General features: G+C 64.3%; 13 protein-coding genes. 5 read left to right on the plus strand and 8 right to left on the minus strand.

The features are described 5' to 3' along the window. Positions 1-91: 91 nt before the first annotated feature. The 3 genes from rpoD to ACYPYD_RS27780 all read right to left on the minus strand — a co-directional run bounded on the left by rpoD (position 92) and on the right by ACYPYD_RS27780 (position 4,556). A complete protein-coding gene (gene rpoD / locus ACYPYD_RS27770; RefSeq protein ID WP_459667004.1) occupies positions 92-2,122 on the minus strand; it encodes an RNA polymerase sigma factor RpoD in 2,031 nt (676 codons plus the stop codon). Between the two features lie 71 nt (positions 2,123-2,193). Continuing rightward, on the minus strand, positions 2,194-4,080 hold the full coding sequence (gene dnaG / locus ACYPYD_RS27775; RefSeq protein WP_459667006.1) for a DNA primase: 1,887 nt from the start codon (positions 4,078-4,080) through the stop codon (positions 2,194-2,196). 23 nt (positions 4,081-4,103) lie between these two features. Beyond that, positions 4,104-4,556: a GatB/YqeY domain-containing protein gene (locus ACYPYD_RS27780; protein ID WP_008828710.1), complete on the minus strand. Its 453-nt coding sequence runs from the start codon at positions 4,554-4,556 to the stop codon at positions 4,104-4,106. A gap of 183 nt (positions 4,557-4,739) precedes the next feature. Here ACYPYD_RS27780 and carA point away from each other — a divergent pair, with 183 nt between their 5' ends. From carA to greA, 4 genes are all read left to right on the plus strand, one after another. Continuing rightward, a complete protein-coding gene (gene carA / locus ACYPYD_RS27785) occupies positions 4,740-5,906 on the plus strand; it encodes a glutamine-hydrolyzing carbamoyl-phosphate synthase small subunit (RefSeq protein ID WP_036523042.1) in 1,167 nt (388 codons plus the stop codon). 158 nt (positions 5,907-6,064) lie between these two features. Continuing rightward, positions 6,065-6,439: a hypothetical protein gene (locus ACYPYD_RS27790; protein ID WP_008828708.1), complete on the plus strand. Its 375-nt coding sequence runs from the start codon at positions 6,065-6,067 to the stop codon at positions 6,437-6,439. 46 nt (positions 6,440-6,485) lie between these two features. Continuing rightward, on the plus strand, positions 6,486-9,809 hold the full coding sequence (gene carB, locus ACYPYD_RS27795) for a carbamoyl-phosphate synthase large subunit (RefSeq protein WP_459667008.1): 3,324 nt from the start codon (positions 6,486-6,488) through the stop codon (positions 9,807-9,809). A 114-nt stretch (positions 9,810-9,923) separates the two neighbouring features. Further along, positions 9,924-10,400, plus strand: coding sequence for a transcription elongation factor GreA (gene greA, locus ACYPYD_RS27800; protein WP_008828706.1), 477 nt, complete (start codon positions 9,924-9,926; stop codon positions 10,398-10,400). A gap of 64 nt (positions 10,401-10,464) precedes the next feature. Here the strand turns inward: greA and ACYPYD_RS27805 are convergent, their stop codons facing one another. From ACYPYD_RS27805 to ACYPYD_RS27825, 5 genes are all read right to left on the minus strand, one after another. Beyond that, complete coding sequence (locus ACYPYD_RS27805) at positions 10,465-10,686, minus strand: DUF4170 domain-containing protein (RefSeq protein WP_008828705.1); 222 nt, start codon at positions 10,684-10,686, stop codon at positions 10,465-10,467. Between the two features lie 137 nt (positions 10,687-10,823). After that, the gene (locus ACYPYD_RS27810) at positions 10,824-11,375 is read right to left on the minus strand and encodes a hypothetical protein (protein ID WP_459667010.1); all 552 of its coding nucleotides are present in this window, start codon (positions 11,373-11,375) and stop codon (positions 10,824-10,826) included. A gap of 18 nt (positions 11,376-11,393) precedes the next feature. After that, entirely contained in the window at positions 11,394-11,696 is a 303-nt protein-coding gene (locus tag ACYPYD_RS27815) for a hypothetical protein (protein WP_285019855.1), read from the minus strand. An 18-nt stretch (positions 11,697-11,714) separates the two neighbouring features. Further along, positions 11,715-12,098 carry a phage holin family protein gene (locus ACYPYD_RS27820; protein ID WP_459667013.1) on the minus strand — a complete coding sequence of 128 codons (384 nt, stop codon included), beginning with the start codon at positions 12,096-12,098 and terminating at the stop codon, positions 11,715-11,717. 35 nt (positions 12,099-12,133) lie between these two features. Next, positions 12,134-12,613 carry a DUF883 C-terminal domain-containing protein gene (locus ACYPYD_RS27825; protein WP_008828701.1) on the minus strand — a complete coding sequence of 160 codons (480 nt, stop codon included), beginning with the start codon at positions 12,611-12,613 and terminating at the stop codon, positions 12,134-12,136. 176 nt (positions 12,614-12,789) lie between these two features. Here ACYPYD_RS27825 and eno point away from each other — a divergent pair, with 176 nt between their 5' ends. Further along, complete coding sequence (gene eno / locus ACYPYD_RS27830) at positions 12,790-14,076, plus strand: phosphopyruvate hydratase (protein ID WP_271183281.1); 1,287 nt, start codon at positions 12,790-12,792, stop codon at positions 14,074-14,076. Positions 14,077-14,159 lie beyond the last annotated feature (83 nt).

Here is a 14,159-nt window from a genome sequence, read left to right on the forward strand (position 1 = left end):
ACAAGGTTTTACGCGAGAACGAGCGTGGTCACCGCATCGCTCAAGTTTGAAGCGCCCATGAAAAAAGCCCCGCCGAAGCGGGGCTTTTCTCTTACTGGTCCAGGAACGAGCGCATCTTGCGCGACCGGCTCGGGTGCTTGAGCTTGCGCAGCGCCTTGGCCTCGATCTGGCGGATGCGTTCGCGCGTCACCGAGAACTGCTGGCCGACTTCTTCCAGCGTGTGATCGGTGTTCATGCCGATGCCGAAGCGCATGCGCAGCACGCGCTCCTCACGCGGGGTAAGGCTCGCAAGGACCCGGGTGACCGTCTCCTTGAGGTTCGCCTGGATCGCCGCGTCCACCGGAATGATCGCGTTCTTGTCCTCGATGAAGTCGCCGAGGTGCGAATCCTCCTCGTCGCCGATCGGCGTTTCGAGGGAGATCGGCTCCTTGGCGATCTTCATCACCTTGCGCACCTTCTCGAGCGGCATCGACAGACGCTCGGCCATTTCCTCGGGCGTAGGCTCACGGCCCTGCTCGTGGAGGAACTGACGGCTGGTGCGCACCAGCTTGTTGATCGTCTCGATCATGTGGACCGGGATGCGGATCGTGCGGGCCTGATCCGCGATCGAGCGCGTGATCGCCTGCCTGATCCACCAGGTCGCATAAGTCGAGAACTTGTAGCCGCGGCGGTATTCGAACTTGTCGACCGCCTTCATCAACCCGATGTTGCCTTCCTGGATAAGATCCAGGAACTGCAGGCCGCGGTTGGTGTACTTCTTGGCGATCGAGATCACCAGGCGCAGGTTCGCCTCGACCATTTCTTTCTTGGCGATGCGTGCTTCGCGCTCCGCCTTCTGGACCATGTTAACGATGCGCCGGAACTCGGGAAGCGCCATGCCGGTGGCGGCGGCGATGTCCGAGACTTCCAGACGGATACGCTCGACGGGGTCGGCTTCGTTCTCGGCGAAGGCAGCCCACTTCTTGTCCTTCTTGGCGACGTCCGTGATCCACGTATCGTCCAGTTCGCGGCCGACGTACGATTCGAGGAAGTCGGTGCGCTTCACCTTGTGACGCTCAGCCAGACGCAGCATCTGGCCGCCCAGCGTCGTCAGGCGACGGTTGAAGGCGTAGAGGTTGTCGACCAGATATTCGATCTTGGTCGCGTGGAACTTGACCGATTCCACCTGCGCGGTGAGGTCTTCACGAAGCTGCTGGTACTGGTCTTCCTTGGCGGCCGGGAAATCGATGCCCAGCGCCAGCGCTTCCAGACGATCGCGCTGCAGGCGCTCGAAAGTCTGGAACAGTTCGGTGATCAGCAGGAACTTCTCAAGCGCTTCCGGCTTGAGGGCCGCTTCCATCTGCGCGAGCGAGAGGGTGTTGTCCTCTTCCTCTTCCTCGGCCTGACGCTTGGGAATCGGGTTGCCGTCCTCGTCGAGTTCCTCGGAGTTGTCCTCGTCGTCGGAATCGTCGTCCTTGAACGAGGGACCGGCGGTCTTTTCGCTGATCTCGCCGTCGTCCTCGCTCTCGCCGTCCTCGCTCAGGGCTTCGGGCGCGGGCTCCTTCGAAAGCATCGCGTCGAGATCGAGGATCTCGCGCAACTGCATCTCGCCGTTGTTGAGCGCTTCGGACCACTGGATAATGGCGTGGAAAGTGATCGGGCTCTCGCACAGGCCCAGGATCATCATGTCGCGACCGGCTTCGATGCGCTTGGCGATGGCGATTTCGCCCTCGCGGCTGAGCAGCTCGACCGCGCCCATCTCGCGCAGGTACATGCGCACCGGGTCGTCGGTGCGCTCGACCGTTTCCTTCTTCTTCGCGGGATCGACGTTGACGCGCGGCGAGACTTCATCGCCTTCGCTGTCGTCGTTATCGTCTTCCGAATCGCGGTCGTCGTTTTCCTGATTATCGGCGTCTTCGTCGTTGTCGACGATGTTGACGCCCATCTCGTTCAGAGCCGAGGTGATGTCCTCGATCTGGTCCGAGGACATGTCCTGAGGCAGCGCCTCGTTCAGTTCGTCATAAGTGATGACACCGCGGCGCTTGGCGCGCGCGATCAGCTTCTTGATCGAACCTTCGTTGAGGTCGATCAGCGGTGCGTCCGTACCCTCGTTGTCCGCGCCGTTGGTGTCGTTCTTGCTCATCAGTTCGCCGTTATCCCGTGCCGTCGTGAGTGCATAAACCTGGGGTCCGTAAACCTTGTATAATTATACAATCACGACGCATGTCTGGTTGCCATTTGCCTGAGACGGCTATCGAATTCCAGCTTTCTCTTCAGCAGTCGCTGCTGTTCGGCGAATGCCGAGTCGGAAAGCTCTGATTCGAACCGCGCCGTTGCTTTTGCCAGTGCCGCTTCGAGTACTGGTCGCTCGACGAGGAGGTCGATCGCCTGGGCCAGTTCGGCTGCCGCCTGTTCCTCGCTCGTTTCGGGAATCAGGAAGCCGAATCTAAGCCCTGCGTACTCGGCGGCCTTGGGTTGCACCAGGCCGTTGTCTCGCAATATGGTGGCGAGAACCTCGGTTTCAAGCGCGTCTGCGGCGCCGCAGCAGTCCACCAGTGTCTCGAAGCGCGGATCGAGACCGGGGGTGCGGGCGAGCGCTTCCGCGTGGCGCGCAAGTTGCGCGGGCCAGCGAATGAGCCCGGCGATGATCGCGGCGGAGAGCGCATCGCGGGTGCCTGCGCCTGCGAATCGGGTGTTCAGGCGCTCGATCGATTCGGGTGAGGACGGGGCAGGGCTCGGCTTGCCGTTCCACTTGCCGCTTCCGCGCTGGTTCTGGCGAGGCTGGAAATTTCCGCCGCCACCTTGCCCTCCACCCTGTTGCCAGCGATTCTCCCGGCGCGGGAAGGCGAATTCGGAATAGCGGTCCTGCAGTTCGCGGCGGTAAAGCCCGGCGATGTCGGGGTGCTGGATCGTCTCGACGTGGGCCATCAGGCGGGCCTTGAGACCGGCCTTGTCCTCGGGCGTATTGAGCGGGACGGCATCGCGCTCGGCCTCCCACAGCACTTCGACGAGGGACTTCGCCTCGCCGAGAATGTCCTCCATCGCGCGGGAGCCGCGCTGCTTGATGAGATCGTCGGGGTCCAGCCCCTCGGGCAGGCGGACGATTCGCAGGGAGTGGGCAGGGCGCAGCAGCGGCAGGGCGCGGGTGATCGCGCGCATCGCCGCGCGCTGGCCGGCGGCGTCGCCGTCGAAGCACAGGGTCGGCGTCTCGACATGGCGCCAGAGCATCTCGATCTGGTACTCGGTCAGCGCAGTGCCCAGCGGCGCGACGGCATTGGCGATACCGGCGGCGGCCAGCGCGATGACGTCCATGTAGCCCTCGACCACCACGATCCGCCCCGACTGGCGCGCGGCGGGCGCGGCGCGGTGCAGGTTGTAGAGCGTGCGGCCCTTGTCGAACAGCGGGGTGTCGGGAGAGTTGAGGTACTTGGGCGCATCGGTCTTGCCCTTGGTGAGGATCCGCCCGCCGAAGGCGATGACCCGGCCGCGCGCATCTTCAATGGGGAGCATCAGGCGGCCGCGGAAGCGGTCGTAGGGATCGCGTTCCTCGACGGCGATGCGCAGGCCTGCCTCGATCAGCATGGCTTCGGGGAAGCGGGAGAGGGCTTCCTTCAGCGCCTGCCGCCCCTCGGGCGCATAGCCGAAGCCGAAGCGCTGCACGGTATGCGCATCGAATCCGCGCGTGGCGAGATAGGCGCGCGCCGCGCTGCCCTCGGCGCCGGACAGGCTGGCCTTGAACCACTCCTGTGCGGCGGCCATCACATCGTGGAGACTGTCGCGCTTTTCCGCCGCCCGCGCCATCTTGGGATCGGGCGCGGGGACGTCCATCCCGGCTTCTGCGGCCAGTTCCTTGACCGCGTCCATGAAGGCGAGGCCCTGGTGGTCGGTCATCCAGCGGATGGCGTCGCCATGGGCGCCGCAGCCGAAGCAGTGGTAGAACCCCTTCTCGTCGTTGACGTAGAAGCTGGGCGAGTTCTCGTTATGGAAAGGGCAGCAGGCCCGATGCTCGCGCCCCGCCTTCTGCAGCCGCACGGAGCGGCCGATCAGCGCGGAAAGCGCGGTGCGGGACCGGAGTTGGTCGAGCCATTGGGGGGTGAGCACGAGACCTGCCGCCTGTCAGCAAATCAGGCCAGCGCCGCCTTTACCCAGCCGCTCGCCTTGGTCATGTCGAGCACCGTGCCGTGGCGGGCCTTCAGTTCGCCCATGACCTTGCCCATGTCCTTCATGCCGCTGGCGCCGGTTTCGGCCTTGATCGCCTCGATGGCGGCCATGGTCTCTTCCTCGGACAGCTGGGCGGGGAGGAAGGTTTCGATCACTTCCAACTCGGCCTGTTCGTCGGCAGCCTTTTCGGGGCGGCCGCCCTGCTCGAACAGGGTGATCGATTCGCGGCGCTGCTTCACCATCTTCTGCAGCACGTCGATCACCAGCGCGTCGTCGTCGGGAAGCGTGTCGGCGGTGCGCAGTTCGATGTCGCGGTCCTTGATCTTTGCAAGGATGAGGCGGACAGTGGCGAGGCGCTGCTTCTCACCGGCCTTCATGGCGGTGATCTGCGCGGCCTTGATCGAATCACGAAGCATGGGTTTTCCTGCAAATGAACTGAGTGAACGGGGTGGTGCGTGTGGCAAAGCTAGCAACCTGCGCGCCGATTTGCACGTGTGCGCCCAAATTGCACCCCCACACCTTGACGCGGTGCACAACCCTCTCTAGCGGCCGCGTCTTAGCACACAACGTTAGAAACGCCGTCAACGGAGCGACCCACCATGGCCGACGCCGCATCTTCGCTTGCGCCCAAACCCGAAGGGGCAACGGGCGTTCTGGTTCTCAGCGACGGACACGTCGTCTGGGGACGTGGTTTCGGTCATGTCGGAGAGTCCGTGGGTGAAGTCTGCTTCAACACCGCGATGACCGGCTACCAGGAAGTCATGACCGACCCGTCCTATGCGGGCCAGATCGTCACTTTCACTTTCCCCCACATCGGCAATGTCGGCGTGAACGAGGAAGACCTCGAATCGCTGGTCGATGGCGCCGTCGGCTGCGTCGTCCGTGAGGACGTGACGCTGCCTTCGAACTTCCGTTCCGCAGGCGGCTACGCCGAGTGGCTGGCGAGCAAGGGCAAGGTCGGCCTTTCGGGCGTCGACACCCGCGCGCTCACCCGCCGCATCCGCAGCGCCGGTGCGCCCAACGCCGTCATCGCCCATGACCCCGAAGGCAACTTCGACATTCCCGCGCTCATCAAGCGGGCGCAGGAATGGCCGGGCCTCGAAGGCATGGACCTTGCCAAGCTGGTCAGCCGCGAAATCCAGCAGGGCTGGGAAGGCTCGACTTGGACACTCGGTGAGGGCTACGGCACTGCCGACGGCGAGACCCGCCCGCACGTCGTCGCGATCGACTACGGCGCCAAGGACAACATTTTCCGCAATCTCGTGAAGGCTGGCGCGCGCGTCACCGTGGTTCCGGCCGAGGCTTCGCTGGAAACCATCCTGTCGCTCGAACCCGCTGGCGTGTTCCTCTCGAACGGCCCCGGCGACCCGGCGGCGACCGGCGCTTATGCCGTGCCCGTGATCGCGGCGCTGCTGGAGCGTGACATGCCGGTCTTCGGCATCTGCCTCGGTCACCAGATGCTCGGCATCGCAGCGGGCGCGAAGACAGCCAAGATGTTCCAGGGCCATCGCGGCGCCAACCATCCGGTCAAGCGCCATGCCGACGGCGTGGTCGAGATCACCTCGATGAACCACGGCTTTGCGGTGGACAACACCTGCCTGCCGGACAATGTCGAGGAAACCCACGTCTCGCTGTTCGACGGCACCAACTGCGGCATCGCGATCAAGGGCAAGCGCGCTTTCGGCGTGCAGTACCACCCCGAGGCGAGCCCCGGCCCGCAGGACAGCTTCTACCTGTTCGAGAAGTTCGTGGGTATGCTCGGCTGATGGTCGCAGCGGGTCAGGCTCCCTTGGCGGCGTTCGCGCCGTCCCACGCATCGGCGATGATTGCCGGTGCGGCCAAGGGAGCTTTCGACCCGGCCCGGCGGATTGCCTATGCATCCAGGCACCTCATAACAAAGAAGGTGCCTGAAATGACTAGCGCAATGTCCGCTCTGATCGACCACATGATCGCCTACTACGTCGCCGGGCCGGCGGCCGAACTCTCGGTCGCGCCGCGCTTCTATCCTTACGGCGAGCTTCAGCTCATCTTCGAGGACAAGGTCTCCGTCGCCGTCCGCAAGTTCGGCCCGAAAGTGCGCAAGCACTCCAAGGAAGCCGGCAAGGCCTTCATCGATCGCATGATCGAGACGGGCGCCTGGTCCACCAACCAGGGCGAGTACGGCGGCTCGATGCACCAGTTCCAGGCCGACCGCTTTCGCGAAGTCATTCGCGCTGAGCAGGACGCCAACCCCATCATCCAGAACGCGAAAGCCGATCCCGACTACTGGGACAAGGCTTTCGGTGATCTGGTGGCATAAGCCACCGGGTCGCATTACAAGACACACAGGACACCCAGGAAAGCCCATGCCAAAGCGCACCGACATCTCCTCGATCCTCGTAATCGGCGCGGGGCCCATCATCATTGGTCAGGCCTGCGAGTTCGACTATTCGGGCACCCAGGCGATCAAGGCGCTCAAGGAGGACGGTTACCGGGTGATCCTGGTGAACTCGAACCCCGCCACGATCATGACCGACCCGGACATGGCCGACGCCACTTACGTGGAGCCGATCACCCCCGAGGTCGTCGCGCGCATCATCGAGAAGGAGCGCCCCGATGCGGTGCTCCCGACGATGGGCGGCCAGACCGCGCTCAACTGCGCGCTGGCACTGTTCAACGACGGCACGCTGGAGAAGTACGGTGTCCAGATGATCGGCGCCGATGCCGACGCGATCGACAAGGCCGAGGATCGCCAGCGCTTCCGCGACGCGATGGACAAGATCGGCCTCAACTCGGCGCGTTCGGGCGTGGCGCATACCTTGGACGAGGCTTTCGCGGTGCTTGAGCGCACCGGTCTGCCCTCGATCATCCGCCCCAGCTTCACGATGGGCGGCACCGGCGGCGGCATCGCCTACAACAAGGCCGAGTTCGAGGCGATCGTGCGTTCGGGCCTCGATGCCTCGCCGACCACCGAAGTGCTGATCGAGGAATCGCTGCTCGGCTGGAAAGAGTACGAGATGGAGGTCGTGCGCGACCGCCATGACAACTGCATCATCATCTGCTCGATCGAGAACGTCGATCCGATGGGCGTCCACACGGGCGACTCGATCACCGTCGCCCCGGCGCTGACGCTGACCGACAAGGAATACCAGATCATGCGCAACGCCTCGATCGAGGTGCTGCGCGAGATCGGCGTCGAGACCGGCGGTTCCAACGTCCAGTTCGCGGTGAACCCCAAGGACGGCCGCCTGATCGTCATCGAGATGAACCCGCGCGTGTCGCGTTCCTCGGCGCTGGCCTCGAAGGCCACCGGCTTCCCGATCGCGCGCGTCGCCGCCAAGCTGGCGGTCGGCTACACGCTCGACGAGATCATGAACGAGATCACCGGCGCGACGCCCGCCGCGTTCGAGCCGACCATCGACTACGTCGTCACCAAGATCCCGCGCTTCGCCTTCGAGAAGTTCAAGGGCGCCAAGAACGACCTCACCACCGCGATGAAGTCGGTCGGCGAAGTCATGGCGATCGGCCGCAACATCAAGGAATCGATGCAGAAGGCCCTGCGCGGCCTCGAAACCGGCCTTGATGGCTTCAACCGCGTGCCCGCGCTGGAAGGCGCCGGCCGTGACGTCATCACCGCCGCTCTTTCGCGCGCCACGCCGGAGCGTCTGCTGCACGCCGCGCAGGCCTTCCGCGAAGGCTTCACCGTGGACGAGATCCACGCGATCGCCCACTACGACAAGTGGTTCCTGCGCCACATCGAGGAAATCATCGCCGAGGAAACCAAGATCCTCGCCGAAGGTCTGCCCAACGATGCGGCGGGCATGCGCAAGCTGAAGGCGATGGGCTTCTCCGACAAGCGCCTCGCCACGCTGGCGGTGCGTTCGGTCGGCGTCGCGGGCGGTCTGGGCGAGACCCAGGCCAAGCGCTCGGGCCTGCTGCATGACGCGCTGCGCGCCATGGCCGGTGCCACCAGCGAGAAGGAAGTGCGCCAGCTTCGCCGCAAGCTGGGCGTCGTCCCCGTTTTCAAGCGCATCGACAGCTGCGCCGCCGAGTTCGAGGCGGTGACGCCCTACATGTACTCGACCTACGAGGCCCCGATCTTCGGCGAGCCCGAGGACGAGGCCATGCCGTCCGACCGCAAGAAGATCGTGATCCTCGGCGGCGGTCCGAACCGCATCGGGCAGGGCATCGAGTTCGACTACTGCTGCGTCCACGCCTGCTTCGCCCTGTCCGAGGCCGGCTACGAGACCATCATGGTCAACTGCAACCCCGAGACGGTTTCGACCGACTACGACACCTCGGACCGTCTCTACTTCGAGCCGCTGACTGCCGAGGACGTGCTGGAAATCCTGCGCGTCGAGCAGCAGAGCGGCGAACTCGTCGGCGTGCTGGTGCAGTTCGGCGGCCAGACTCCGCTCAAGCTGGCGCAGGCGCTGGAAGACGAGGGCATTCCGATCCTCGGCACCTCGCCCGACGCGATCGACCTTGCCGAAGACCGCGAGCGGTTCTCGGCTCTGGTCGACAAGCTCGGCCTCAAGCAGCCCGCCAACGGCATTGCCCGCAGCCGCGACGAGGCGGTGAACGTCGCCAATCGCATCGGCTACCCGGTGCTGATGCGCCCAAGCTACGTGCTGGGCGGCCGCGCGATGGAGATCGTCGACAGCGAACAGCAGCTCGACGACTACATCACCACCGCCGTGCAGGTCTCGGGCGACAGCCCGGTCCTCATCGACCAGTACCTGCGCGACGCCATCGAGTGCGACGTCGATGCCCTGTGCGACGGCGAGCGCGTGGTCGTGGCAGGCGTCATGCAGCACATCGAGGAAGCGGGCATCCACTCCGGCGACAGCGCCTGTACCCTGCCGCCTTACAGCCTGCCGCCCGAGATCATCGCCGAAATGGAGCGTCAGGCCGAGAAGCTGGCGTTCGGCCTTAACGTCAAGGGCCTGATGAACATCCAGTTCGCGGTGAAGGACGGCGAGGTCTACCTCATTGAGGTCAACCCGCGCGCCTCGCGCACGGTGCCCTTCGTCGCCAAGGCGCTGGGCCAGCCGGTCGCCAAGATCGCTGCGCGCGTCATGGCGGGTGAGAAGCTGGACACCTTCCCGCCGTTCAAGCGCGACCTGCCGTACATGGCGGTCAAGGAAGCCGTGTTCCCCTTCAACCGCTTCCCCGGCGTCGATCCGGTGCTCAGCCCCGAGATGAAGTCCACCGGTGAAGTGATGGGAATCGATAGCGATTTCGCTCGCGCCTTCGGCAAGGCGCAGCTTGGCGCCGGCATGAAGCTCCCGGTCGAGGGCACCGTGTTCGTTTCGGTCAAGGACAGCGACAAGCCGGTGATCCTGCCTGCGGTGAAGACGCTGATCGAGCAGGGTTTCCGCATTGTAGCCACCAGCGGCACGCAGAAGTATCTGGCCGAAGCGGGCCTGCAGGTCGATTTGGTCAATAAGGTGGCCGAAGGCCGTCCGCACATCGTCGACAAGATCGTCGATGGCGAGATCGCGCTGATCTTCAATACCACCGAAGGCTGGCAGAGCCTGGTGGACTCCCAGTCGATCCGCGCCTCGGCGCTGACCGGCAAGGTTTCGATCTTCACCACGGCGGCGGCCAGTGTCGCTGCGGCGGAGGCGATCGCGACAATTCGCGGGAGCAAACTTGAAGTGCGATCGTTGCAGGACTACTATAGCTGAAATCGATCTCGCCTCCCCCCACATCGCAGCAGATCGGCCCCGCCCGCCTAGGGCGGGGACAGGAAACTAGTCGCAAGACCTTTGGGGGAAGGCCGCAGGAGGAAATGAATTAGAATGGCAAGTGTCGAAAAGCTGCCGATGCTCGCGGAAGGTTACGAGCGGATGACCGCGGACCTCAAGGCGCTGCGCGATGAGCGTCCGCTCATCGTCGACGCCATCGAGGAAGCGCGTGCCCACGGCGATCTTTCGGAAAACGCCGAGTACCACGCCGCCAAGGAGCGCCAAGGCCAGGTCGAGGCGACCATCGCCGACCTCGAGGATAAAATCACGCGTGCGCAGATCATCGATCCCGCGACGCTGTCGGGCGACAAGATCATCTTCGGCGCCACCATCACTCTTCTCGACGATGACGAGAAGCCGGTGAAGTACCAGATCGTCGGCCCTTACGAAGCGGACGCGAAGGTCGGCCGCATCAGCTACAACTCGCCGCTCGGCAAGGCGCTGATCGGCCGCAAGGTCGAGGAAGAGATCGAAGTGACCGTCCCCTCGGGCGACAAGTTCTACCTGGTGCAGAAGATCGAATTCATCTGATCCTCTCCGCTTCAGGATAAAGAAAAAGGCCGGCGTTTCCGCCGGCCTTTTTCGTTTCCGCTGCTCAGGCTGCCGGCAGTTCCGGCTCGAGCAGGCGATGAAGATGCACGATCACGTACTTCATCTCGGCATCGTCGACGGTGCGCTGCGCTGCCGATTTCCAGGCATTCTGGGCCTCGGCGAAATCGGGATAGACACCGACAAGGTCGAGAGCCTTGAGGTCGGTGAATTCGAGGCTGCGCGGATCCTTGACCCGGCCGCCCATTACAAGGTGAAGCTTCTGCATGGGAGAGTGCCGCTTTCCTGCTGGTTGGGAGATAAGCGGCCTATAATTTTGGAGAGGTCAAGGAGCAAGTGCACAAGACGCACCTTGATCGCGCAGTAAGCGAAAAGGTGCGTCTTTAGCTGAAATTCACGAGCCGTTTACGATCTGACACGCTTCTTGAGGTCTTCGGCCATGTGCAGCACCTTGGTCGAGCGGACAGCCGCCGCGTCTCCAAGGCGGTTGGCGGTGTCGGCAGCCGCATCGCCAAGCCTGCTGGCTCGGCGGGCAGTCGCACGGCCGAGGGCACTTGCGGCGCCTACTGCAGCCAGGCCGTACTTTTCGAGATTGAGAATGGCCAGATCGCTGGCCTTTTCGGCGCTGTCCGCGAACTTCGAGGCCTGCTTGCGCGCATCGATGCCGATGTCGTGCGCCTTGTCGCCCGCCTTGCGGCCGAGTACGACGCTGGCGGTGCCGGCAGCCTCCGCGAGGTCCAGCGTGCGCGCGACGATCCGCCTGCTGACGCGGCGCGGCAGGAGGGCGCTCACTGCGACGCCAACGGCGACACCGCCTGCGACGGTCAGTACCGGGTGCTTCTTGACGAAGGCGATGACTTTGTCAGACGGCTTGGGCTCGGCGATCTGCGCGGGCAGGGCGACGACGTTCGCACCCTTGCTGACATCGATCGGGGTGGACGACTCGGTCTTGCTCACCTGGCGTTCCTTCCTTGGTCAAGAGACCCGGTCGCGCACGCTGTCCAACAGGCGCTGCGCCAAGTCGATAATGGGATTACGCAAAAACCAAAGCACCAGCGCGGCCAAAGTTCCGCCGATTGCGGCGGGATGCTCCTCGACAACGGCAACGGCCTCGTCGAACATCAGCTTGGCCTGATCGAGCGCCTCGTCAGCGATCCGGCCGCTGATCCCGCGCTCGTCCATGTCGGCCTTGAAAGCCTGGTAATGTCCGTCGAACTTCGCCTTCGCGGCGTCGCGCGCGGCCCGGTCCACCAGAACCTGCGCTGCCTGCTTGCCCATTCGAGCCCCCGTAATAGATTAATCGTCCTGAGAACCGCCCGCGATACGCAGCATCCGGCGCAGCCGTGCGCGCGCACTCCAGGCCCCGAATGCGGCAAGCGCAAGCAATACCAGCGTGACAACCGCCATCGCGCCCCACAATCCGAGCAGCGGACCCAGGGCAATCACCGTACCGACCACGAAGGCCATGACAGCGAAGAAAACCAGCACCGCTGCCACCACGAGCAGCATGACGATAGTGCGTGTTTCCGACCCGACATATGCAGCGCGCGACTTTTGAAACGCGAGTTCAGCCTGCGCAAAAACCTTCGCTTCATCTGCCAGCTGGCGCAGATCCTGCGCCAGCGACAGATTCTCGTAATCCTCGGCCGCAGGGGTGAGGGTGGGTGTGGTGTCCTGCATTCTCTCAGGAAGTCAGCTCAGGCGCCGAAGCGCCTTCACTTGCCCCTGAACAGGCGGGAAAGCACGAAGCCGGTCGCGGCCGCGATGCCGAGTGCCTGCCACGGGCTGTTGCGCACGAACGTCTTGGCATCCTCGCCAATGTCCTCGATCGACTTCTCGTCCAGCTTGGCTCCGGCGTCGGCCAGCGACTTCGATGCGCTGCGGGCGTAATCGCCGTACTTCACGCCGACCTTCTCGTCGATCAGGGCGGCATTGTCGTCGATCAGCTTGGAGACGCCGACGATCGCCTGACTGGCCTTGGCCTTGCCTTCCTCGGCATAGCCGGCGGCCTTGACCTTGGCATCGGCCGCGAAGGCGCTGGCCTTGTCCTTGGCTTCACCGCTGCGGGTCTTGCATTCGCTCGACACTTCACCGGCGAAAGCCTGTGCACCGGCCTTGGCTTCCTCGACCGCCTTGGAGAAGTGATTCTTGGCGCTTTCGGTGCCGTTTCCGGCGGAGATGGTGGGTTCGACCATGCGATTATCCTTCCTTGTCTATCCTTGGCGCGAATTGGCATCATAAGCCATGTGCGGACAGAGTAACACAACTTGTCGTTCCTTGCTGCAACGCAACTTGTCACGCGAAGTTCCCCTGCTAAGACCGCCTCCGGACGGATGGCGCGTAATGCGCCCGCTTGAGGAGAACCGCAGACATGACCGCGATCATCGACATTCACGGACGGGAAATCCTGGACAGCCGCGGCAACCCCACCGTGGAGGTGGACGTCCTGCTGGAAGACGGCAGCTTCGGCCGCGCGGCAGTGCCCTCGGGCGCATCGACCGGCGCGCACGAAGCGGTGGAACTGCGTGACGGCGACAAGAGCCGCTATCTCGGCAAGGGCGTGCTCAAGGCCGTGGATTCGGTCAACGGTGAGATCGCCGAGGCGCTCGTCGGTCTCGACGCCGAAGACCAGCGAGACCTCGACCTTGCCATGATCGAACTCGACGGCACGCCGAACAAGGCGCGCCTCGGTGCCAACGCCATCCTCGGCGTCAGCATGGCCGCCGCGAAGGCCGCCGCCAATGCGCGCGGCCTGCCGCTCTACTCCTACGTCGGCGGCGTTTCGGCGCATGTCCTGCCGGTGCCGATGATGAACATCATCAACGGCGGCGAGCATGCCGACAACCCGATCGACTTCCAGGAATTCATGGTCATGCCGGTCGGCGCCTCGTCGCTGGCGGAAGCCGCGCGCTGGGGAGCGGAAATCTTCCACACGCTCAAGAAGGGCCTGCACGAGAAGGGCCTCGCCACCGCCGTGGGCGACGAGGGCGGCTTCGCGCCGAACCTTGCCAGCACCCGCGATGCGCTGGACTTCATCATGGCCTCGATCGAGAAGGCAGGCTTCAAGCCGGGCACCGACATCAAGCTCGCGCTCGACTGCGCCTCGACCGAGTTCTTCAAGAACGGCAAGTACGAGATCAGCGGCGAGGGCCTGAGCCTGTCGCCGGTGGCCTTCGCCGACTACCTCGCCGATCTCACCGAAGCCTATCCGATCATCTCGATCGAGGACGGCATGAGCGAGGACGATTTCGAGGGCTGGAAGGCGCTGACCGACAAGATCGGCCACAAGGTGCAGCTGGTGGGCGATGACCTGTTCGTCACCAACCCGGCGCGCCTGACCATGGGCATCGAGAAGGGCCTGGCGAACTCGCTGCTCGTCAAGGTCAACCAGATCGGCACCCTGACCGAGACGCTCGAAGCCGTCTCGATCGCCAACCGCAACGGCTACACCGCCGTCATGTCGCACCGTTCGGGCGAGACCGAGGACGCGACCATCGCCGACCTCGCCGTCGCCACCAACTGCGGCCAGATCAAGACCGGCTCGCTGGCCCGTTCGGACCGGCTTGCCAAGTACAACCAGCTCATCCGCATCGAGGAAGAACTGGGCAAGGCCGCGCGCTATGCGGGCCTGAGCGCGTTCGGTCGCCTGAGCGCCTGAACCTGAAGTGTCGCGGGTGATCGGCGCCGGGGAAATGGCGCCGGTCACCCGCTTCCTCCGCACGGCGACCAGCCTATCCCCCC

Source organism: Novosphingobium sp. 11B (assembly GCF_054589055.1).

Coding starts and splice junctions, on each gene's coding strand:
- carA (WP_036523042.1), top strand. CDS start 4,740: ATGGCCGACGCCGCATCTTCGCTTGCGCCCAAACCCGAAGGGGCAACG.
- ACYPYD_RS27790 (WP_008828708.1), top strand. CDS start 6,065: ATGTCCGCTCTGATCGACCACATGATCGCCTACTACGTCGCCGGGCCG.
- carB (WP_459667008.1), top strand. CDS start 6,486: ATGCCAAAGCGCACCGACATCTCCTCGATCCTCGTAATCGGCGCGGGG.
- ACYPYD_RS27820 (WP_459667013.1), bottom strand. CDS start 12,098: ATGCAGGACACCACACCCACCCTCACCCCTGCGGCCGAGGATTACGAG.
- ACYPYD_RS27815 (WP_285019855.1), bottom strand. CDS start 11,696: ATGGGCAAGCAGGCAGCGCAGGTTCTGGTGGACCGGGCCGCGCGCGAC.
- rpoD (WP_459667004.1), bottom strand. CDS start 2,122: ATGAGCAAGAACGACACCAACGGCGCGGACAACGAGGGTACGGACGCA.
- ACYPYD_RS27805 (WP_008828705.1), bottom strand. CDS start 10,686: ATGCAGAAGCTTCACCTTGTAATGGGCGGCCGGGTCAAGGATCCGCGC.
- greA (WP_008828706.1), top strand. CDS start 9,924: ATGGCAAGTGTCGAAAAGCTGCCGATGCTCGCGGAAGGTTACGAGCGG.
- eno (WP_271183281.1), top strand. CDS start 12,790: ATGACCGCGATCATCGACATTCACGGACGGGAAATCCTGGACAGCCGC.
- ACYPYD_RS27825 (WP_008828701.1), bottom strand. CDS start 12,613: ATGGTCGAACCCACCATCTCCGCCGGAAACGGCACCGAAAGCGCCAAG.
- ACYPYD_RS27780 (WP_008828710.1), bottom strand. CDS start 4,556: ATGCTTCGTGATTCGATCAAGGCCGCGCAGATCACCGCCATGAAGGCC.